Source organism: Candidatus Contendobacter odensis Run_B_J11 (assembly GCF_000531125.1).
Lineage (GTDB): Bacteria > Pseudomonadota > Gammaproteobacteria > Competibacterales > Competibacteraceae > Contendibacter > Contendibacter odensensis.
Genome location: NZ_CBTK010000035.1, coordinates 13,278 through 33,843 on the forward strand (window position 1 = coordinate 13,278; position 20,566 = coordinate 33,843).

The 20,566-nt window shown below is 60.0% G+C and carries 18 protein-coding genes and 1 tRNA gene; 14 read left to right on the forward strand and 5 right to left on the reverse strand.

Features of this window, described 5'->3' with window-relative positions:
- Positions 1 to 9 precede the first annotated feature (9 nt).
- From BN874_RS03025 to BN874_RS03035, 3 genes are all read right to left on the reverse strand, one after another.
- Positions 10 to 1,434, reverse strand: a complete 1,425-nt coding sequence (locus BN874_RS03025; RefSeq protein ID WP_051497356.1) for a PhoH family protein — start codon at positions 1,432 to 1,434, stop codon at positions 10 to 12.
- 87 nt (positions 1,435 to 1,521) lie between these two features.
- Positions 1,522 to 1,989, reverse strand: coding sequence for a peroxiredoxin (locus BN874_RS03030; protein ID WP_034430761.1), 468 nt, complete (start codon positions 1,987 to 1,989; stop codon positions 1,522 to 1,524).
- Positions 1,990 to 1,994: 5 nt separating this feature from the next.
- Positions 1,995 to 2,525, reverse strand: coding sequence for a glycine cleavage system transcriptional repressor (locus BN874_RS03035; protein ID WP_034430762.1), 531 nt, complete (start codon positions 2,523 to 2,525; stop codon positions 1,995 to 1,997).
- A gap of 155 nt (positions 2,526 to 2,680) precedes the next feature.
- On the opposite strand from BN874_RS03035, the gene dapA reads away from it, so the two are divergent.
- From dapA to BN874_RS03095, 12 genes are all read left to right on the forward strand, one after another.
- Positions 2,681 to 3,553: a 4-hydroxy-tetrahydrodipicolinate synthase gene (dapA, locus tag BN874_RS03040; RefSeq protein WP_034430763.1), complete on the forward strand. Its 873-nt coding sequence runs from the start codon at positions 2,681 to 2,683 to the stop codon at positions 3,551 to 3,553.
- A 7-nt stretch (positions 3,554 to 3,560) separates the two neighbouring features.
- Positions 3,561 to 4,739, forward strand: coding sequence for an NlpB/DapX family lipoprotein (gene bamC / locus BN874_RS03045; RefSeq protein WP_034430764.1), 1,179 nt, complete (start codon positions 3,561 to 3,563; stop codon positions 4,737 to 4,739).
- A 73-nt stretch (positions 4,740 to 4,812) separates the two neighbouring features.
- Entirely contained in the window at positions 4,813 to 6,606 is a 1,794-nt protein-coding gene (gene mutL, locus BN874_RS03050) for a DNA mismatch repair endonuclease MutL (protein WP_230314311.1), read from the forward strand.
- 315 nt (positions 6,607 to 6,921) lie between these two features.
- Positions 6,922 to 8,796 (forward strand): potassium transporter Kup, encoded by a 1,875-nt coding sequence (locus tag BN874_RS03055; protein ID WP_034430765.1) that lies wholly within the window; start codon positions 6,922 to 6,924, stop codon positions 8,794 to 8,796.
- Between the two features lie 239 nt (positions 8,797 to 9,035).
- Positions 9,036 to 10,004, forward strand: a complete 969-nt coding sequence (miaA, locus tag BN874_RS03060) for a tRNA (adenosine(37)-N6)-dimethylallyltransferase MiaA (RefSeq protein ID WP_051497348.1) — start codon at positions 9,036 to 9,038, stop codon at positions 10,002 to 10,004.
- Positions 10,005 to 10,202: 198 nt separating this feature from the next.
- Positions 10,203 to 10,457, forward strand: coding sequence for an RNA chaperone Hfq (hfq, locus tag BN874_RS03065; protein ID WP_034430766.1), 255 nt, complete (start codon positions 10,203 to 10,205; stop codon positions 10,455 to 10,457).
- A gap of 17 nt (positions 10,458 to 10,474) precedes the next feature.
- Complete coding sequence (hflX, locus tag BN874_RS03070) at positions 10,475 to 11,794, forward strand: ribosome rescue GTPase HflX (protein ID WP_034430767.1); 1,320 nt, start codon at positions 10,475 to 10,477, stop codon at positions 11,792 to 11,794.
- 17 nt (positions 11,795 to 11,811) lie between these two features.
- Positions 11,812 to 13,050 (forward strand): FtsH protease activity modulator HflK, encoded by a 1,239-nt coding sequence (gene hflK, locus BN874_RS03075; protein WP_034430768.1) that lies wholly within the window; start codon positions 11,812 to 11,814, stop codon positions 13,048 to 13,050.
- Positions 13,050 to 13,931 carry a protease modulator HflC gene (gene hflC, locus BN874_RS03080; protein ID WP_051497349.1) on the forward strand — a complete coding sequence of 294 codons (882 nt, stop codon included), beginning with the start codon at positions 13,050 to 13,052 and terminating at the stop codon, positions 13,929 to 13,931. Before hflK ends, hflC begins: the two co-directional genes overlap by 1 nt.
- A 48-nt stretch (positions 13,932 to 13,979) precedes the next feature.
- Positions 13,980 to 14,165 (forward strand): DUF2065 domain-containing protein, encoded by a 186-nt coding sequence (locus tag BN874_RS03085; protein WP_034430769.1) that lies wholly within the window; start codon positions 13,980 to 13,982, stop codon positions 14,163 to 14,165.
- Between the two features lie 60 nt (positions 14,166 to 14,225).
- On the forward strand, positions 14,226 to 15,422 hold the full coding sequence (locus BN874_RS03090) for an ATP phosphoribosyltransferase regulatory subunit (protein ID WP_034430770.1): 1,197 nt from the start codon (positions 14,226 to 14,228) through the stop codon (positions 15,420 to 15,422).
- Positions 15,423 to 15,459: 37 nt separating this feature from the next.
- A complete protein-coding gene (locus tag BN874_RS03095) occupies positions 15,460 to 16,755 on the forward strand; it encodes an adenylosuccinate synthase (RefSeq protein ID WP_034430772.1) in 1,296 nt (431 codons plus the stop codon).
- Positions 16,756 to 16,809: 54 nt separating this feature from the next.
- Here BN874_RS03095 and BN874_RS03100 read toward each other — a convergent pair.
- Positions 16,810 to 16,896: transfer RNA gene (locus tag BN874_RS03100), tRNA-Leu, on the reverse strand.
- Between the two features lie 114 nt (positions 16,897 to 17,010).
- Here BN874_RS03100 and rnr point away from each other — a divergent pair.
- Together rnr and rlmB are read left to right on the forward strand one after the other, a co-directional pair.
- Complete coding sequence (gene rnr / locus BN874_RS03105) at positions 17,011 to 19,275, forward strand: ribonuclease R (protein ID WP_034430773.1); 2,265 nt, start codon at positions 17,011 to 17,013, stop codon at positions 19,273 to 19,275.
- Positions 19,276 to 19,281: 6 nt separating this feature from the next.
- On the forward strand, positions 19,282 to 20,031 hold the full coding sequence (gene rlmB / locus BN874_RS03110) for a 23S rRNA (guanosine(2251)-2'-O)-methyltransferase RlmB (protein WP_034430774.1): 750 nt from the start codon (positions 19,282 to 19,284) through the stop codon (positions 20,029 to 20,031).
- On the opposite strand, the gene BN874_RS03115 is transcribed toward rlmB, so the two are convergent.
- Complete coding sequence (locus BN874_RS03115) at positions 20,028 to 20,480, reverse strand: DUF1499 domain-containing protein (RefSeq protein WP_034430776.1); 453 nt, start codon at positions 20,478 to 20,480, stop codon at positions 20,028 to 20,030. The two genes, rlmB and BN874_RS03115, sit on opposite strands and share 4 nt — an antisense overlap.
- Positions 20,481 to 20,566: the final 86 nt, after the last annotated feature.

The window sequence follows — 20,566 nt, forward strand, 5'->3', positions numbered from 1 at the left end:
AAAATCCCTCTAAAGCCGCTCGGAGGCGAATTCCGCCAGCCGTGAGCGCTCGCCGCGCCGCAGGGTGACATGCCCGCCGTGCGGCCAATCCTTGAAGCGATCCACTACATAGGTCAGGCCGGAGGTGGTTTCAGACAGGTAGGGCGTATCAATCTGGGCGATATTGCCCAGGCAGATCACCTTGGTGCCGGGGCCAGCGCGGGTGATCAGGGTTTTCATCTGCTTGGCGGTCAGATTTTGCGCCTCGTCAATAATCAGATATTTGCTCTGAAAGGTGCGGCCACGCATGAAATTCAGCGAGCGAATCTTGATCTTGCTGCTCAGCAGATCGGCGGTGGCGGCGCGGCCCCATTCGCCGCCTTCGCGGGGCGCCAGCACCTCCAGATTGTCCATCAGCGCACCCATCCACGGCGTCATTTTCTCTTCCTCGGTGCCGGGCAGAAAGCCGATGTCTTCGCCGACCGGCACGGTGACGCGGGTCATAATAATTTCCCGGTAAATCTTGGCGTCCAGGGTCTGAGCTAGACCCGCTGCCAGCGCCAGCAGCGTCTTGCCGGTGCCCGCCGCGCCCAGCAGCGACACAAAATCAATCTCGGGATCCAGCAACAGATTCAGAGCAAAATTCTGCTCGCGATTGCGGGCGGTAATGCCCCAGACCGCATGGTTAGGCGCACTGTGATCCTTGAGAATTTCGATCACGGCTTCCTCACCGCGCAACTGGCGCACGATGAAAACGGCGTTGTCGTCGACCGGGAACAACCCCTGATTGGGATACCAGTTTTTTAGGTCTGGGCCGTTCACCCGGTAAAAAGTACGCCCGCTGTCCTTCCACGAATCCAGCGCCTTGCCGTGGCTGTCCCAGAAATCTGCTGCCAGTTCGCGGGTGCCGCCGTACAGCAGATTAACGTCATCGAGCGTTTGATCGTTGTAGTAGTCCTCGGCGTGAATGCCGAGAATGGCGGCCTTGATCCGCAGATTGATGTCCTTGGACACCAGCGTAATCTGGCCGCGTGGATGATCCTGTTGCAGGGTCAGCACCATGCTCAGGATATCATTGTCAGGGGTGTTGCCCGGCAGGTTGGCAGGGGGCGCGACCCGGTTGGGGCGGATTTGAAAAAACAACCGACCGCTAACTGGCTCGCCGTGCAGGTCCAGCAGGCCGGGCAGGGACAATCCCCGGTCAATTGCTTCCTTGCTGGCTCCGGCAATGACATCATCCAGAAACCGGCTGACCTGGCGAACATTGCGGGCAACTTCGGAAACACCTTTCTTGGCGTGATCCAGTTCCTCCAGCACCATCATCGGCAAGTGGATATCATGTTCCTGGAATCGGAACAGGGCGGTTGGGTCATGCATCAGCACATTGGTGTCGAGTACGAACATCCGGCGGCCGGATTGACGGTGAGAGGCGGTTTCGATGATGGAGTCAGGCATTGGGGCGGAATTGATCGTCATGAGCAGGGGAGAAACATTGACCACAGAAGACATAACAAAGATACGAAATACTCGCCGGGGAGGATGTCAATCCAGAGCTGCAACCGCCGCCAGCACGGCAGCGGCATGACCGTCCGTTTTGACCTTGCGCCATTCGTGCCGTAGCACTCCGTTTTCGTCGATCAGAAAAGTGCTGCGCTCCACGCCCAAGGCTTCCTTGCCATAATTCTTTTTCAATTTGATCACATCGAATAGTCTGCATAGCGCTTCGTCGCCGTCGCTGATCAGATCGAAGGGGAAATCCTGCCTGGCGCGAAAATTTTCGTGGCTGCGGATATTGTCGCGTGAAACGCCGAAAACCACCGTGTTCAGCGCGGCAAAGCGCGGGTGCAAATCCCGGAATTGCCGGCCCTCAACGGTACAGCCGGGTGTGTTGTCCTTGGGGTAGAAATACAAGACCAGCCGCCGCCCGCACAGTTCGGAAAGCCGAATGATGCAGTCGCCGGTAACCGCCGCACTGAAATCGGGCACGGCTTGTCCCACCGTCACGCTCATGCCGTTCACCCCTTGATCGGTTCCATCACCGCATCCAGATTCAAGTCATCGCAGAAATCCAGGAACTCCTCGCGCAACAGGGCGATATGGGTAGTAGCCGGAATGCCGATGGCCAGGTTGACCGAGAACATTGGGGTGCCGGTATGCGGCGCGCTGTAGCTGCGGGTCACCATGTCTTCAATGTTGATCGAACGGCTGGCGAAAAAGCTGGACAGATGGTGGACAATACCCGGCTGGTTGACCGCCACCACTTCCACGGCGTAAGGCAACACGTCGCCGGTCGGAGTACGGCTCTCGGTGCGCTTGGTGATGACGGTCATGTTCAACGCCTGCTCCAACCGCTTGAGTTGCATTTCCAGCTTGGTCAGAGTGTTCCAATTACCCTGCACCAATAACAAGGTGGCGAACTCGCCGCCTAATACGGTCATGCGGCTATCCACAATGCCGCAATCGCATTCCAGGATCACGCGGGATAATTCGTTGACCAGACCCGGGCGATCTTCACCCAAAGCGGAAACGACTAAATAGTTTTTCACGGCGGGAGCTTCCTACAGGCCAATAGACGGGAATGACACTCTATCCAGTGTACAGGCAAACCAATCGGGGTGAAAACCGCCCCGGAGGGCGCTTGTCAAGCCCGCCGGGTATCCGTAACATGCCGCGATTGCTGGCAAACAGAGAGCGTAAGACCATGTTTCGTGGCAGTATGGTGGCTATCGTTACGCCGATGAGGGTGGACGGTGCGCTGGATTTCGAGGCGCTGGCGCAGTTGGTGGAATTTCACCTCGCCAACGGCACCGATGGGATTATCGCCGTTGGCACGACCGGTGAGTCGGCGACGGTGGATTTTGCCGAACACATCCGGCTGGTGCAGTGGGTGGTGGAACACGTCAAGGGCCGCATTCCCGTCATTGCCGGCACCGGTGCCAACTCTACCAGTGAGGCGCTGCATCTGACCCAGCGCGCCATGGAGGTTGGCGCGGATGCGTGCTTGCTGGTGACGCCTTATTACAATAAGCCGACCCAGGAAGGCTTATACCGCCATTACAAGCTGATTGCCGACAGCGTGGCAATTCCGCAGATTTTATACAACGTGCCCGGGCGCACCGCCTGCGATCTAAAGCCGGAAACGGTCGAGCGGCTGGCCGATACCCCCAACATTATCGGGATCAAGGAAGCCAGCACCCTCGAGCGCATTCAGGAATTAGTGCAGCGTTGCGGTGGGCGGATGGATGTCTACAGCGGCGATGATGGGATTGCCGCCGAAGCGATCCTCAGCGGCGCCAAGGGTGTGATCTCGGTGACCGCCAATGTCGCGCCGCGCCTGATGCATGAGCTGTGCGTCGCCGCGCTGGCGGGCGACCGCGCCCAAGCTGAAGCCATTAATGAGCGGTTGAGTGGGCTGCACCAGGCGCTATTCCTCGAATCCAACCCAATCCCGGTGAAATGGGCGGTCGGCCAGTTGGGGCTGATTCCGCCGGGCATTCGTTTGCCGCTGACCCCCTTGTCGGAATCGTTTCAGCCGATGGTGCGAGCGGCAATGCAACAGGCTGGAGTACTCTGAGAACGCCATGACGATACGCTTTCCTTCTCCCTTGAGGCGCGCTGCGACGCTGACCGCGTTGACCGCGCTGACTGCCTGCTCCACCAACTTCGATACGCTGCTGCCCGATCGTCGGCCGGACTACCGCCAGAGCAAGGTGACATCAAAACTGGAGGTGCCGCCTGATCTCACCTCCTCCACCATTGATGACACCCTGGTAGTGCCAGAGATCACTCCCACCGGTTCCGCCAGCCTGTCGGCTTACTCCAGCGAGCGTGGCGGTGGGCAACAACAGCAAATCAAAAAGGCGGAGTCGGTACTGCCACCACAACCCGGTATCACTTTGGAGCAAGACGGTAACCAGCGCTGGCTGGTGATCACGGCGCTGCCGGATCAGGTCTGGCCCAAGGTGCGCGAGTTCTGGATCAGCAACGGCTTTGCCCTGAAGCGCGATGATCCGACTATCGGTATCATGGAAACCGACTGGGTAGAGAATCGTGCGGATATTCCTCAGGACGGGGTGCGTGCGCTCCTGAAAAAATATCTGGATATCCTCTATTCAGCGCCCACCCGGGATAAGTTCCGAACCCGGCTGGAACGGACTGCGGATGGCAAGCGCACCGAAGTCTACCTGAGCCATTCCGGGGTGGAGGAGGTGGCGGCGGGGGGCACCAGCGCCAGCTCCACCAATATCTACATCTGGCAGCGGCGCCCCCCGAATCCTGAGCTGGAAGCCGAGATGCTCAACCGGCTGACGGTTTATCTGGGGGCATCAGAGAAGCGCGCCGAGGTGCAGCAAGCCAAAGCGGGGGCAACAACGGGACCTCGGGTGCGCCTGGTCGAGCAGGGCGGAGAAAGCCAGTTGCTCATCAACGAAGACTATTCCCGCTCCTGGCGTTTGGTAGGTTTGGCGCTGGATAGCAGTAATTACGCGGTGGAGGAGCAGAATCGCGGCCAAGGTCTCTATGTGGTCGAGTACCGCGATCCCGAAAAAGAAAACCAGAAACCGGGCGAGGAGGGATTTTTCTCCAAACTGGCATTCTGGCGTGGCAAACCGGATGCGCCAGCGCAGGGAACCCGTTATCGGCTGCGCCTGGCGGGTCAGAGCGGGCAAACCGTCGTCGTCGTGCGCAGCGCCAGCGATCAACCCGACAGTTCGTCCGGCGCCCGGCAAGTGCTGGAAACCTTGCAGAAGGTCATCAAGTAAGCGGGGCTGGGAGCGGCAGCGTCTTTGCTACTACTCCCGGATCGCTTCAACCTCCCATCGCAGGATTCCCCTGATGATGAGTGCGCGTATCCAGCGGTTGTCACCGCAACTGGTCAGCCAGATCGCCGCCGGCGAGGTCGTTGAACGTCCCGCCTCGGTGGTCAAGGAACTGCTGGAAAACAGCCTGGACGCCGGTGCCACCCGGATTACGGTTGAAGTGGAACAGGGCGGTATCCGCTTGATCCGGATTCGCGATAACGGTTCCGGCATCCATCCCGACGATCTGGCACTGGCGCTGACTCGCCACGCCACCAGCAAAATCACCCGCTTTGACGATCTCCAGCACGTTTCCAGTCTGGGCTTTCGTGGGGAAGCGTTACCCAGCATCGCTTCGGTGGCGCGGCTGACCCTGACGACCCGCGTTCCGGATCAGGACACCGCCTGGCGGGTAGCCGGCGACGGCGGCGATGCCATCGGCGAACCGCTGCCCGCGCCGCATCCGGTCGGAACCACGGTGGAGGTGCGCGATCTGTTTTTCAACGTCCCGGCCCGCCGCAAGTTTTTGCGCGGCGAGCGCACTGAATTCGGCCACATTGAAGACAGCATGCGCCGCTTGGCCTTGAGCCGGTTCACAGTGGGTTTCGGCCTGTGGCATAACCAGCGCATGGTGCTGGACCTGGACCCGGCTGCAGATGGCGCGGCGCAATCCCGCCGGCTGGCCGAACTGCTGGGCCGGACGTTCGCTGCCGCCAGCGTATTTCTCGACCGCAACGAAACCGGTTTGCATCTATGGGGTTGGCTCGGCTTGCCGGCGGTGTCCCGTGCCCAACCGGATCAGCAATACTTCTTCGTCAATGGCCGGCCGGTGCGGGATCGGACTCTCGCCCATGCAGTACGGCAGGCGTATCAGGATATCCTCCCCCAAGGCCGCCATCCGGTGCTGGTGCTGCATCTGGAACTGGAACCGGCAGCGCTGGATGTCAATGTTCATCCCGCCAAGCATGAAGTGCGCTTCCGCGAGTCGGCGCTAATCCATGAAGGCGTTCGCCGGATGGTGCAGGCTACGCTGGCAGAGGTGCGACCCGGAACTGCACCAGCGCCAGTGACTCAAGTTGGCCTGCGGGCGTGGCCTGCGGGTGGATTTGGCAGCGGATTCGGCGGTGAGGCCGACCGTGAGCAACAGCGGGTGTCGCCGCAGATTCAGGAGCGGTTGGCGGTGTATGGTCAGCTTCACGCCTCCACACCGGCAGTAGCGGCGACGGAACCCGCCGCGATTGTGGAATCACCGCCATTAGGCTACGCACTGGCGCAATTGCACGGCTGCTATGTGCTGGCTGAGAACTCCGCCGGGCTGGTCGTGGTGGATATGCATGCCGCTCACGAACGCATCCTGTATGAGCAGATGAAAACCGCGCTGGCGCAAGGTCGCGTCCAAACGCAAATCCTGATGGTTCCGGTGACGTTTGCGGTCGGGCCACGCGAGCGCCAACTGATCGAGGAATATGGTGCGTTGTTTGCTCAGGCGGGCTTGGATGTGGCGGTGCTGGGGCCGGAAACCGGGGCGGTGCGGCAAATTCCAACCCTGCTGGCCGGACTGGAGATTGCCGGGCTGGTGCGCGACATGCTGGCCGATCTGGCGGCGCATGAGGCCAGTAACCGTCTGGAGCGGGTGATCCTGGATGTACTCGCCAGCCTCGCCTGTCACAGTGCGGTGCGTGCCAATCGTCCACTCAACCTGCTGGAGATGAACGCCCTGTTGCGCGACATGGAGCGTACCGATCATGGCAGCCAGTGCAATCACGGCCGACCGACCTGGGCGCAGTTGACGCTGGAGGAACTGGATCGGCTGTTCCGGCGCGGACGCTAAACACCGGCAGGACTGCAACATAAGTCGCTCCCACCTTAGAGACTGTCGCAAAACTCGCCATTGATTTTGAACAAAAATTTAGCGCGGAACCCGCTTCTAGCCAGTTTTAACCCGACTCCACCATTAAGCAGATCAATAACTTAGTTTTTAGACAGTCTCTTAGTTTCCCACCTCGCTCAGCCCTGCGCATCACATCATTATCACCATTGATTTCACCTCAGTCGCCGCCTATGATGCGCTGCACCATTGCTGGTTCAGGTGATGCCTGTGGAACCGTCCGGGATTCAAATAACGACCCATCGGGAGGGTAGCGCGATGTCCGCGAATGAAAACAAGAGCCGCTCGTCGGCACTCATTGTTGGCGCGATTGGGGTCGTGTTTGGGGATATTGGCACCAGCCCGCTTTACGCACTCAAGGAAACCTTCGCCGGGCATCACCCCATGACGGTGGAGCCAGCCAGCATCCTCGGCGTGCTGTCGCTGATCTTCTGGACCATCATGGCGCTGGTCACCTTGAAGTATGTCGCCATCATTATGCGTGCCGACAACCGCGGCGAAGGCGGCAGTCTGGCGCTGCTGGCCCGAGTGACAGAGTTGACCAAGAACTCGCGAGTCACATGGTTTGTGACCATGCTCGGCATCTTCGCCGCCGCGCTGTTCTACGGCGACAGCATGATCACCCCGGCCATCTCGGTACTCAGCGCGGTCGAGGGGCTGGAAGTGGTCGCGCCGCAGTTCAAGGAATATGTGCTGCCGATCACCGCCGTGGTCCTAACCGCCCTGTTCTGGATTCAGCGGCATGGCACCGGCGTCGTCGGACAATTCTTCGGCCCGGTCATGTGTGCCTGGTTTGGCATACTCGCGGTGCTCGGCGCGATCAGCGTGTGGGAAGCCCCAGCCGTGCTGTCTGCACTCAACCCGTTATATGCGTTAAATTTTCTGATCCATGATCCCTGGAACAGCTTCCTTGCGCTCGGTGCCATCGTCCTTTCGGTGACCGGTGGCGAGGCGCTGTATACCGACATGGGACATTTCGGTAAATTCCCGATCCGCGTCGCCTGGTTCTGCTTCGTGCTGCCCGCGCTGGTCCTGAACTACTACGGACAAGGTGCCCTGTTGCTCAAGGATCCGACCGCGATTCAGAGTCCCTTCTATCTGCTGGCGCCCGGCTGGGCGCTGGTGCCCATGGTAGTGCTGGCGACAGCGGCGACGGTGATCGCCTCGCAAGCCGTGATCTCGGGGGCGTTCTCGGTGGCGCGGCAGGCTGTCCAACTCGGTTATCTGCCACGGATGCGGATCGTACACACCTCCTACATGGAAGCTGGGCAGATCTACGTTCCATTTACTAACTGGACGCTCTACCTCGCAGTCATGGCGCTGGTGTTCGGTTTCCAATCTTCCAGCAATCTTGCAGCGGCGTATGGGATCGCAGTCACCGGCACCATGATGATCGACACCGTTTTGGTGTCGTTTGTCGTGTTCCTCGCCTGGCGCTGGAATCCCTGGCTCGCCGCGCCCCTGCTCGCTGGCTTGCTGCTGGTGGATATCGCTTTCTTCTCTGCCAACGCCATCAAACTGCTACAGGGTGGCTGGTTCCCCGTCGCCATCGCCCTGGTATCCTTTACCACGCTGACTACTTGGCGACGCGGCAGACATCTCCTGTTTCAGGAGATGGGCAATTTGACCATGCCCCTCGACCAGTTCATCCGTTCTATCGAAAATACGCTGCTAAAGCGGGTCAGCAGCACCGCCGTCTACCTGACCAGCCGGCCCGAAGGCGCACCCTCGGCGCTGCTACACAACATCAAGCATAACGAGGTGCTGCACGCCCGCAACGTGCTGGTCACCGTCCTCACCGCTGAAATACCGTATGTCGCAGATGCGAACCGGATCGAAATTGTTGACCTCGACAAGAGTTTCTACCGGGTGTTTATACGCTATGGCTTCATGGAGCAGCCAGACATTCCCAAGGCGCTGGAGGCGTGCGCAGAGAAGGGTCTCGCGTTTGACCTCGACAAAACCTCGTTCTTCCTCAGCCGGGAAGTAGTGGTGCCCAAGCTGGCGCCGCCGATGATGTTATGGCGCGAACTCCTCTTCATCTGGATGCTGCGCAACGCGCAGAGCGCCACTGACTTCTTCCGCATTCCCACCAACCGCGTCGTCGAGTTGGGTACGCTGGTCGAAATTTGACGCCGTTCGGGCGCGGCGGCGGGGCGGGCGCCATTAAAAGACCCCAGCCGCCTGTCCTCGAACGAACCGGAAACGCCCGGATCAGGAGTACCGCTATCCGGGGAGCCTCCTCGTTATTCGCTCTACTGAGTAGCCGTATCCACCAGCGCCCGTAGCCCGTCTTTCCAAGCCACTCCTCATCCTGAATCCAAAACCTCACCTCACTTTTACCCGGAACTCCCGCTTGGATTTAGAGAATCATGACTGGCGCTGATCCACGTCCACCCGTACTGTTCCTGATGGGACCGACGGCGTCGGGAAAAACGGCGCTGGCGGTCGATCTGGTGCAGCGGTTTCCGTTTGAAATCATCAGTGTAGATTCGGCGCTGGTTTATCAGGGTATGGACATCGGCACCGCCAAGCCTGACGAAGCCACTCGCCGCATCGCTCCCCACCGGCTGCTCGATATTCTCGATCCGGCTCAAGCCTATTCCGCCGGCCAGTTCCGAACCGATGCCCAGCGTGAAATCGCCGCTATTCAGGCGGACGGGCGAGTGCCGCTACTGGTCGGTGGGACCATGCTTTACTTTCGGGCGCTGGAACGGGGACTGGCGACCTTACCCTCTGCTGATCCGGTGCTTCGCGCCCGGCTGGCAGCGGAATTCGTGGAGCAGGGCAGCGTAGCCCTGCATCTCCGCTTGGCGCAAATTGACCCAATGGCGGCAGCGCGTATTCATCCCCACGATACACAACGGATTCAGCGGGCACTCGAAGTACATGAATTAACCGGTCGGTCACTGACGGAACTTTGCGCCCATCCGTATAACGAACCTTTGCCGTTCCGAATCGTTAAACTGATTCTGGCTCCAGATAGACCCGTATTGCATGAGCGTATCAAATGCCGGTTCCTATCCATGCTGGAACAGGGTTTCATCACCGAAGTAACACGCTTGAAGGCACGGGGTGACCTCGACCTGGATAAACCTGCGATGCGTGCGGTGGGCTATCGGCAGGTGTGGAACTATCTGGATGGCGTTCTGGATGACGTGGCGCTGATCGAGTCCGGTATCGCGGCCACCCGCCAGTTCGCCAAGCGGCAACTGACCTGGCTGCGTGCAGAACCTGACGCCGCTTGGCTGGACAGTAATTCCAGCCGTTTGCTGGAACACGCGATTGCTTACCTTGACACGCACCGGTTTTTTAGGAATATGCCCGATGGGTTATGTTAAAATGCAAGTCCACACCATCTTTGACATTCCAATGGGCAATATAATCATAAAGGTAGTGAACCGATCATCCGGCGGGCGTCTTGAAGAACAGGCTCGCATTTTGCCAGGTGCTATCCGCTTTTTAAGCTTTATCGAGTCGTGATGAACTCGTTTGCGATGTATCTTCTTCAGTCTCATAACAACAAGGGAGAGTGCATGATGGCAAAAGGTCATTCCCTACAGGAGCCGTTCCTCAACGCCTTGCGCAAGGAACGAATTCCCGTTTCGGTCTATCTGGTGAATGGCATCAAGTTGCAAGGCCAGATTGAATCTTTCGATCAGTTCGTCGTGCTGCTTAAAAACAGCGTCAGTCAAATGATTTACAAGCACGCGATTTCCACGGTCGTACCGGTGCGCAATGTGCGGCTGAATCTGGCGACAGATGAAAGCGGCGTCAACGGTGAGTCTCTCTGACGGGCGCGGTAGGTGGTTTGTTCGAGCGCCCGTGCGGGGGTGAACGTGCTGTTCTAGTGCATCTGCTGCTGGATAGAGCCGGCGACGAAGACCAGGATCGCGCCGAGTTCCGGGATCTGGCGATTTCGGCGGGTGCGGAGTGCGTCGCCTTGATCAGTGGACATCGGAAAGCGCCGGATCCACGCCTGTTCGTGGGCAGCGGCAAGGCTGAGGAAATCCGCACGACAATCCAGGAAACGGGGGCAGAATTGGTCCTCTTTGACCATGCCTTGTCGCCCGGTCAGGAGCGCAATCTGGAAGCGCTTCTGCAATGCCGTGTCGTGGATCGCACCGGTTTGATTCTGGATATTTTCGCGCAGCGGGCGCGGAGCTTTGAAGGCAAGCTGCAAGTAGAGCTGGCACAATTGCGACATTTGTCTACCCGGCTGGTGCGGGGCTGGACTCACTTGGAACGGCAGCGCGGCGGTATCGGTTTACGGGGTCCTGGTGAAACTCAGTTGGAAACCGACCGGCGTCTCCTGGCTGATCGTATCCGGCAACTTCGCCTGCGGCTGGACCGGGTTGACCGGCAGCGTGAGCAGGGACGACGGGCGCGACGCAAAGCTGATCTGCCGACCGTCTCGCTGGTCGGTTACACTAATGCCGGTAAATCCACTCTGTTCAATGCCTTAACCCAAGCGGGTGTCTACGCGGCTGACCAGTTGTTCGCTACCCTGGATCCGACCCTGCGGCGGCTGGATTTGCCGGGTGCGGAACCGGTGGTGTTAGCCGATACGGTGGGTTTCATCAATCGCCTGCCGCATGAACTGGTCGCAGCATTCCGCTCGACGTTGCGGGAAACCTGCGAGGCCCGTTTACTACTGCATGTGATTGACGCCAGCCATCCCGACCGGGATGCAGTGATCGAACACGTCGAGGCGGTACTGGCGGAAATCGGCGCAACCGCAGTGCCGCAACTCCAGATTTTCAACAAAATTGATTTGAGCAGCGAGTCGCCCCGGCTGGAACGCGACGCCGACGGTCAGGTGCGGGCGGTGTGGGTGTCGGCGGTCACCGGCGCAGGGATTGACGTGCTGATGACAGCGCTGGCTGAACGGTTACAGGGTGATACAGTGCATGGCTGGCTGTGCCTGCCACCCGCAGCAGCCCGCTTGCGCGCCAAGCTGTTCGATTTGGGTGCAGTGGTAGCCGAACAAATGGAACCGACGGGTGAATGGCTGATCGAAGTGCACACGTCGCGTGGTAATGTGGATTGGTTATGCCGCCGGGAAGGCTTACGGGCGGAATGGGTGCGTTCGGGTTTTGACATCCCGGCGGCGTCAACAATATCTATCTGACGACTTTGAGGTACGACATGGCCTGGAATGAACCAGGTGGCGGCAATCGCGATCCCTGGAGTGGTGGGGGACGCGAGCAGGGACCGCCCGATCTGGATGCAATCATCCGCAAATTGTCGGACAAACTCAGTCTCTTGCTGGGTGGTCGGCGTGGTGGAAACAGCGGTGGCAATGGCCCCGGCGGATCAGGTTCCGGCTTTGTCGGCATCGGCCTGATCATAGGTGTTATTGCGGTGATCGGCTGGTTGATCGCCAGCATTTACATCGTCAACGAAGGCGAGCGTGGCGTCGTACTGCGGTTCGGGCGTTATCTGGAAACTACCCTGCCCGGCCCGCATCTACGACTGTTCCCGATTGATCGGGTCGAGATTGTGAATCTCGAGCAGCGCCGCTTCCGGGAAATTGGCTATCGCTCTGGCAGTGGCGGGGCGCGGCAACCGGCGGTGCGCACCGTACCCAAGGAAGCGCTGATGCTGACCCAGGATGAAAACATCGTTGATGTGCGGATGGCGGTGCAATACCAGATTAGCGATCCCCGCGCCTACCTGTTCAGCGTACTCGATCCGGAGGGTGTGCTGGTACAGGTAGTGGAGAGCGCCGCCCGCGAAACTATCGGTAAGAGCACCATGGATTTCGTTCTGACCGAGGGTCGCAGTACTGTCGTTGCCGATATTAAGACTCTGAGCCAGCGGATTCTGAACAGCTATGATGCCGGTCTGCATATTGTGACGGTGGTGCTTCAGGATGCTCAACCGCCCGAAGAGGTGCAGGACGCTTTCGCCGACGCCATCAAGGCGCGGGAGGACGAGCAGCGGCTAAAGAATGAAGCCGAAGCTTACTCCAATGAGGTGATCCCCCGGGCACGCGGCCAGTCGGCGCGGCGGCTGCAAGAAGCGTCGGCTTACAAGGAACAGGTGATCGCTCAAGCTCAGGGTGAGGCCAGCCGCTTTGATCAATTGCAGGCGGCTTATCAGAAAGCGCCAGAGATAACCCGCGAGCGGCTTTATCTGGAAACGCTGGAAGCGGTGCTGTCACGTTCCAGCAAGGTGCTGGTGGATGTGAAGGGGACCAATAACTTGTTGTATTTGCCGCTGGATCGACTGCTCAAATCTGGAGAGACGCCACCTGCGGCGGGTAGCAGTGCTGCGGGCGGCCCCGTGACCGAGGTGCTGCCGGCCTCTTCGTCGACGTCGGTGGATGGCAGCGCCGCCGCCAGCCGTTTGCGCGATTTGAATCGTTCCCGGGAGGTACGCTGATGGCTCCGCTATCCCCATTGCCCGTATCCCGTAACGCCCTGTTAGGGATCATGGCCGCCAGTGTGGTTCTACTGGCGATGTCCCTGTTTACTGTGGATGAAACCCAAACCGCCCTCCGCTTCCAGTTGGGTGAGATTGTTGAAGCCAACTACAAGCCGGGGCTGCACTGGCAATGGCCGCTCATCAACAATGTCCGCAAGTTTGACCGGCGGTTGCAGACACTGGATACCGAACCGGAGCGGTTTCTGACCGCTGAGAAGAAGAATGTGATCGTAGATTCCTTCGCCATGTGGCGGATCGAAGATGCGTTGCGGTTCTACACGGCGGTGGGCGGCGATCCAACCCAGGCTAATGTGCGGCTCGATCAGATCGTCAAGGACGGTCTGCGTAGCGAGTTCAGCAAACGCACCATTCAGGAAGTGGTGTCCGGTGACCGTGATCAGATTATGGAAACCTTGAGCCAGTTGCTCAAGGAACAGGCTACGCAATTAGGCATTGCTTCGGTAGACGTGCGGATCAAGCGGATCGATCTGCCAGCGGATGTCAGCAATTCCGTGTTCAGCCGGATGAAAGCGGAACGGTTGCGAGTAGCCAAGGATTTTCGCTCGCGAGGCGGCGAGGCGGCTGAGCGGATCCGCGCCGATGCGGATCGGCAGAGTACAGTGTTGCTGGCTGAGGCATATCGCGACGCCGAGCGACAACGCGGCGAGGGTGACGCCCAGGCCACCGACATCTACGCCCAGGCTTACGGCAAGAACCCGGATTTCTACAGCTTCCATCGCAGCCTGGCGGCCTACCGGCAAAGCTTTGGCTCCAAGGACGATATGCTGATATTGCAGCCGGATTTCCAGTTCTTCCGCTACTTCAACCAGGCGCAATGAGCACGACTGACCTAATCAGTCGCGCTGCGCCAGATTCCGAACGCCGCCATGTGGGATGAACTGCTGGCGGCATTCGGGCTGATGCTGGTGCTGGAAGGTGTTCTGCCGTTCCTCAGCCCGCAAGCCCTGCGTCATACCCTGCTGCAAATGGCCCAACTGGAGGACCGCATACTGCGGTTTGCCGGGTTGGCCAGCATGGCGCTGGGATTGCTGGTGCTGTACTTCTTCCGCTGAAGTTGATTTCTGGCTCATTCGCTCACCTTCCCGCCCAACGATTCGCTAACCACACCTGCCATGACGACTCAAGACCGCTGGCTTTTGCCTGAAGGTATCGAAGAACTTCTGCCGCCTGCGGCCCGTCGGCTGGAACGGCTGCGCCGCGAACTGCTGGATTTATACGCCCGCTGGGGCTACGAACTGGTGATCCCACCGCTGATTGAGTTTTTGGAATCGTTGCTGACCGGCGCTGGCGACGATTTGGAACTCCAGACCTTCAAGCTGACCGATCAGCTCAGCGGGCGGATGATGGGGGTCCGGGCGGACATGACTCCGCAGGTGGCGCGCATGGATGCCCATCTGATCAAACGCCCTGGGCCAACCCGGCTGTGCTACATGGGGCTGGTGTTGCGAACCCGCGTCGACGGCTTCGGCGGTTCCCGCAGTCCGTATCAGGCCGGGGTGGAACTGTACGGTCATCGCGGTCACGAGAGCGATTTAGAAGTGCTGACGCTGATGCTGGAAACTCTGGCGGTGGCGGGCGTCAATGAGGTACATCTGGATTTGGGGCATGTCGCGATTTTCCGTGAGCTGGTGCGACTGGCCGGACTGGATCGGGAACGCGAGGCGCTGTTGTTCGAGGCGCTGCAACGCCAGGCGCTACCTGAAATTCGCCAGTACCTGGCGGCGTGGGCGCTACCAGTCCCTAACACCGATCTGCTTTTAGCGCTGGCGGAATTAAATGGTGGAACGGAAGTGCTGGATGAGGCCGAGTTGCGCTTGGCTGATGCCGGTAGGGGTGTCGGTGAAGCCTTGGCGACGTTACGGCGACTGGTGACGGCGTTGCGGCAACAGTGGCCGGAACTGCCGATTCACGTCGATCTGGCCGAGTTGCGGGGTTATCACTATCACACCGGTGTAGTGTTCGCCGCCTATGTGCCGGGACAGGGGCAGGCCGTTGCCCAGGGCGGGCGTTACGATGAAATCGGCCAGGTGTTTGGCCGCGCCCGACCCGCCACCGGGTTTAGCACTGATCTGGCGACGTTGTTGCTGCTGGGTTCGACCCCAACAACCTCCGGCTCAGGCATTTACGCGCCGTCGCTGGCGGATGCAGCGCTGGATCAACGGGTGGCGGAATTGCGCGCTCAGGGCGAGCGGGTGATTCGGGCCTTGCCGGGCGCGGACGTGGAGCCACGGGATTTGGGCTGTGATCGGGTGCTGGTTCGGCGAGAGCAAGCGTGGATCGTCATCCCGCTGGCAGAGGCGGTTGCCTGAGCCAGAGTATTTTTTGAAAAGCCATCAGGAAACCAACATGGGCAAGAATGTAGTCGTCATTGGCGCGCAATGGGGCGATGAGGGCAAAGGCAAGATCGTCGATCTGCTGACCGAGAACGCCGCAGCTGTGGTGCGGTTCCAAGGTGGGCATAACGCCGGTCATACCCTGGTGATCGACGGCCAAAAGACGGTGCTGCATCTGATTCCCTCCGGCATCCTGCGCGCCGGGGTGCAGTGTCTAATCGGCAATGGCGTGGTGCTGTCGCCGACCGCGTTGCTGACCGAGATTGATGAACTGGAAAACCGGGGCGTGGATGTGATGGCGCGACTGCGGATTAGTGAGGCGTGCCCGCTGATCCTGCCCTATCATATTGCGCTGGATCAGGCGCGTGAGAAGGCGCGGGGCGAGCGGGCGATTGGTACCACTGGGCGCGGTATCGGGCCGGCTTACGAGGACAAGGTATCGCGGCGTGCGGTGCGGCTGGCCGATGTGTTTCATCGGGAGCGCTTCGCCGCCAAATTGGGCGAGGTGCTGGATTTTCATAACTTCGTGTTGCAACGCTATTTTCAGACCGATCCGGTGGATTTCCAGAAGGTGCTGGATGAGACCTTGGTTATGGCTGAACGCTTGCGACCGCTGATGGCGGATGTCACCGGGTTGCTGGAGACTCACCGTCGGCGCGGTGACAACATGCTATTTGAGGGCGCGCAAGGCGCGATGCTGGACATCGACCACGGTACCTATCCTTACGTCACTTCCTCCAATACCACGGCGGGCGGCGCGGCGACCGGCACTGGCTTGGGGCCGCGCTATCTGGATTATGTGCTGGGCATTACCAAGGCGTACACCACCCGGGTCGGCAGTGGGCCATTCCCAACCGAACTGTTCGACGAGACCGGCGAATATCTGGCCGAGCGCGGTCACGAGTTTGGCGCGACTACCGGACGGCGGCGGCGCTGCGGCTGGTTCGACGCCGTGGCCCTGCACCGCTCGATTGTGAATAACAGCGTATCGGGGCTGTGCGTAACCAAGCTGGACGTGCTGGATGGGCTGGACAGCATCCAGATGTGCGTCGGCTATCAGTGCGGGTCGGAGCGGCTGGATCATGCGCCGCTCGGCGCGGAGGCGCTGGCCGCCTGCGAGCCGGTTTATGAGGAAATGCCGGGCTGGCGGGAATCAACCGTAGGGGTGCGGCGATACGAGGAATTGCCGGTTGCCGCCCGGGCCTACCTAAAGCGCATCGAGGAGTTGACCGATACGCCTATTGATATTATTTCCACCGGGCCGGATCGGGTTGACACCATCGTGTTGCGCGATCCATTTGCCGGGTGAGATTGGCCCTGAACAGCAGAAGGCCCGGCAATTAACCGGGCCTTCTTTTCAATCTGGTACCGAAGAGAGGACTTGAACCTCCACTGGGTTTCCCCAACTAAGACCTGAACCTAGCGCGTCTACCAGTTCCGCCACTTCGGCATTGTTGCCAAGCCACAGGCGGGTGACAACGGGAGCGGACTATACGGATTGCTCCCCAAACTGTCAATTGTTTCCCTTCATCCCTATGGCAACGGAGTTGCAAGGTAATAATTTATGAGCAATAAAAAACCGGATTCCTGGCGGCAGATGGACCCTTTTCTGGCCCGCGAGCAGGAAAAATACGGGCGCGCCTCTCCCAGCCGGGAGTTCATCCTGCACTACCTGACCGAACGGGGGATGCCGATCACCTTGGACGAACTCCGCGCCGAGTGGCGGATGGATGACGACTGGGAGATCGAAGCCCTGTCCCGCCGGTTGCGGGCGATGGAGCGGGATGGGCAACTGATCCGCAACCGCCGCGAAGGCTATGGCTTGGTCACTAAGATGAATCTGGTGACCGGCCGGGTTATCGGTCATTCCGAAGGTCACGGGTTTTTGATTCCCGACGAAGGCGGCGACAACCTGTTCCTGTCGCCCCGGCAGATGAAAAAGCTGCTGCACGGCGACCGGGCGGTGGCGCGGGTCATCGGCCTGGATTACCGGGGGCGCCGCGAGGGCGCGGTGGTCGAGGTGCTGGAACGCAATACCGAAACGGTAGTGGGGCGTTTCAGCGAGGAACACGGGGCCTGCTTCGTCATCCCCGATAACAAGCGAATTAACCAAGACATCATGGTGCCGCCGGAAGGACGCGGCGAAGCCCAGGCCGGGCAGATTGTCATCGTCGAGTTGATCGAGCAGCCGGGTGCGCACAGTCGGCCGCTGGGTCGGGTTAAGGAAGTGCTGGGCGAACACATGGCCCCGGGGATGGAAATCCGCATCGCGATTGCCAGCCACGGCATCCCGGTGGAATGGCCGGATGCCGTAGTCGAGGAAGCGCATCGTTACGGCGAGACGGTGCCGGAATCGGTTAGCCAGGGGCGCTGGGATTTACGCGGGACGGCGCTGGTGACGATTGATGGGATCACTGCCCGCGATTTTGACGATGCGGTGTATTGCGAGCGGCGCGGGGCTAACTGGCGGTTATTGGTGGCGATTGCTGATGTGTCGGCGTATGTGCGCCCGGACACGGCGCTGGATCAGGAAGCGCGCAAACGTGGCAATTCGGTGTATTTCCCCGACCGCGCCATTCCGATGCTGCCGGAGGCGCTGTCCAACGGCTTGTGTTCGTTGAAGCCGGACGTGGATCGGCTGTGCATGGTCTGTGAAATGACCTTCAATGGTGAGGGTCGGATGATCCGTTCGCGCTTCGCCGAAGCGGTAATGCGATCTCAAGCTCGGCTGACTTACGACACCGTGGCCGCTATGGTCGCCGACCGCGATCCACGGGTTCGCGCTGAGTATGCCGAACTGGTTCCGCATCTGGACCGGCTGTACGAGTTGTATCAGGTGTTGCGGGCGGTGCGGGAGCAGCGCGGGGCGATGGACTTTGACACTCAGGAGACCGTGATCGAGTACGGCGCGGATCGCAAGATCGAGCGCATTTTGCCGACCGAGCGCAATGATGCCCACCGCTTGATTGAGGAATGCATGATCATGGCGAATGTAGCGGCGGCGCGGTTTCTGCAACGTCACAAGATGCCGGGCTTGTACCGGATTCACGAAGGTCCCGCCGAAGACCGCTTAAAAAAGCTGCGTGCCTTCCTGGGGGAAATGGGTTTGGGACTTGGGGGGGGCGACAAGCCTTCGCCGCAAGACTATACCCGCTTGCTGAATCAGGTTCGTGACCGGCCCGACGCCCATCTGATTCAGACGGTGATGCTGCGTTCGCTGGCTCAGGCGGTTTATAACCCCGGCAATGTAGGTCATTTTGGGCTGGCGCTGGATGCCTACGCCCATTTCACTTCGCCGATTCGCCGCTATCCCGATTTGCAGGTGCATCGCGCCATCCGCCACCTGCTTAACGGCGGTAAGCCGGTGGATTTCGCCTACACCCATGCCGATTTGCTGGGCTTGGGCGAACATTGCTCGATGACCGAGCGGCGGGCGGATGAGGCGGTGCGCGACGCGGTGGAATGGCTGAAGTGCGAGTTCATGCTGGACAAGGTCGGGCAAACTTTCGATGGCATCATTACCGGGGTGACCGGCTTTGGCCTGTTCGTGGAACTGCGCGGGGTGTTCGTGGAAGGCTTGATCCATGTGACCTCATTACGCAATGACTACTACCAATTTGATCCGGTTGGGCATCGTCTGCACGGCGAGCGTTCCGGGCAAATCTACCGGTTGGGTGATAGCGTAAAGGTGCGGGTGGCGCGGGTGGATTTGGACGAGCGCAAGATTGATTTCGAGCCGATAGAGCAGGAACGCCATGTTAAGGATCGCGGCGAGAAGGAGAAGAGTGGCCGCCGCAATCGCTGGAATCGGGGCCGGCGCAAGGAATAACTACGAGTGAGCGATGAAGTGATTCACGGGCTGCATGCGGTCGCGGCGGCGCTGAAATATGAGCCGGAACATCTGCGCGGGCTGTGGGTGGAACGCCAGCGCCGCGATGCACGGATGCAAGCGCTGCTGGATCAAGCGGCAAGTCATGGGGTAGCGATTCATCCGACGGACCGGGCGGAACTGGATCGACTGAGTGGGAGCGTACATCACCAAGGCATCGTCGCCCGATTGGCGGTGCGCCAGCGCAGCCATGACGAAGCAGATTTACCGGAACTGTTGGCAGCGGCGGGTGAACCAGCCTTATTGCTGGTACTGGACGGAGTGCAAGACCCGCACAATCTCGGCGCCTGTTTGCGCAGTGCGGCGGCGGCGGGCGTTCATGCCGTCATTGCCCCCGCCGACCGCGCCGCCGGCTTGAATGCGACGGTGCGTAAGGTGGCCTGCGGAGCGGCGGAAATCACCCCGTTTATTGCAGTCACCAACCTGGCGCGGACGCTACGCAGTTTGCAAGAACAGGGGGTATGGCTGGTCGGCGCAGCGGGCGAGGCGGAATCCAGCCTTTACGCGGTGGATTTCACCCTGCCAACTGCGATGGTGCTGGGCGCGGAGGAGAAAGGGCTGCGACGGTTAACCCGCGAGGTTTGCGACCGGCTGGCGCGAATTCCGATGACGGGCAGCATGGAAAGTCTGAATGTGTCGGTGGCGGCGGGAATTTTTTTGTTCGAGGCACGGCGACAACGGGGCAGGGTGAGCTAACGAGGCGCGTCAAATTGAGCGCGAATGGCGTTTACCCGCTCGCGGTTGACCCCGAAGTCGTAATATCCGGTTCGCGAGGCCGAGCGCGCCTGGATCACGCCGGGCGGGTTGAACTGAAATTCCACATCGTCTATGAAGCCGAACCACGCTGAGCTGAATTCGGCATGAAGGTAATCGGCGTCGGCCTGCCTGAGGTGTACCCGCTCCATGCGGTTGAGAACGGCCAGCAGCCGGTTTCGGGCTTGGGTGGTATCGCCGGTGTAGCGCAAGGCTTCGATCCGCTGGTTTTCATCAGCGGCTTGCGACGAAACGCAATTCGGCGAATCCGGGCATGGTGCCAGCCGGCCTTCGGTCACGCCCAGGTTCAACGGGGGTCGCCCGCCGGAACAGCCATTCAGCGCCAGCGCGGCCACGATGACCAGCCGGCCCGCCCATAGTTGTTTGCACATGGTTCATTGCTCGTCAATGTCGTGCGGTATTCGGGACACCGATTCACCGTTTTCTACCGGTATATCAATCTGGAGTTCTCAATCCA

Bases quoted from the DNA above. Each gene is read 5' to 3' on its own strand.
- BN874_RS03025 (WP_051497356.1), bottom strand. From the start codon at position 1,434: ATGCCTGACTCCATCATCGAAACCGCCTCTCACCGTCAATCCGGCCGC.
- BN874_RS03030 (WP_034430761.1), bottom strand. From the start codon at position 1,989: ATGAGCGTGACGGTGGGACAAGCCGTGCCCGATTTCAGTGCGGCGGTT.
- dapA (WP_034430763.1), top strand. From the start codon at position 2,681: ATGTTTCGTGGCAGTATGGTGGCTATCGTTACGCCGATGAGGGTGGAC.
- bamC (WP_034430764.1), top strand. From the start codon at position 3,561: ATGACGATACGCTTTCCTTCTCCCTTGAGGCGCGCTGCGACGCTGACC.
- mutL (WP_230314311.1), top strand. From the start codon at position 4,813: ATGATGAGTGCGCGTATCCAGCGGTTGTCACCGCAACTGGTCAGCCAG.
- BN874_RS03055 (WP_034430765.1), top strand. From the start codon at position 6,922: ATGTCCGCGAATGAAAACAAGAGCCGCTCGTCGGCACTCATTGTTGGC.
- miaA (WP_051497348.1), top strand. From the start codon at position 9,036: ATGACTGGCGCTGATCCACGTCCACCCGTACTGTTCCTGATGGGACCG.
- hfq (WP_034430766.1), top strand. From the start codon at position 10,203: ATGGCAAAAGGTCATTCCCTACAGGAGCCGTTCCTCAACGCCTTGCGC.
- hflK (WP_034430768.1), top strand. From the start codon at position 11,812: ATGGCCTGGAATGAACCAGGTGGCGGCAATCGCGATCCCTGGAGTGGT.
- hflC (WP_051497349.1), top strand. From the start codon at position 13,050: ATGGCTCCGCTATCCCCATTGCCCGTATCCCGTAACGCCCTGTTAGGG.
- BN874_RS03085 (WP_034430769.1), top strand. From the start codon at position 13,980: ATGTGGGATGAACTGCTGGCGGCATTCGGGCTGATGCTGGTGCTGGAA.
- BN874_RS03090 (WP_034430770.1), top strand. From the start codon at position 14,226: ATGACGACTCAAGACCGCTGGCTTTTGCCTGAAGGTATCGAAGAACTT.
- BN874_RS03095 (WP_034430772.1), top strand. From the start codon at position 15,460: ATGGGCAAGAATGTAGTCGTCATTGGCGCGCAATGGGGCGATGAGGGC.
- rnr (WP_034430773.1), top strand. From the start codon at position 17,011: ATGAGCAATAAAAAACCGGATTCCTGGCGGCAGATGGACCCTTTTCTG.
- BN874_RS03115 (WP_034430776.1), bottom strand. From the start codon at position 20,480: ATGTGCAAACAACTATGGGCGGGCCGGCTGGTCATCGTGGCCGCGCTG.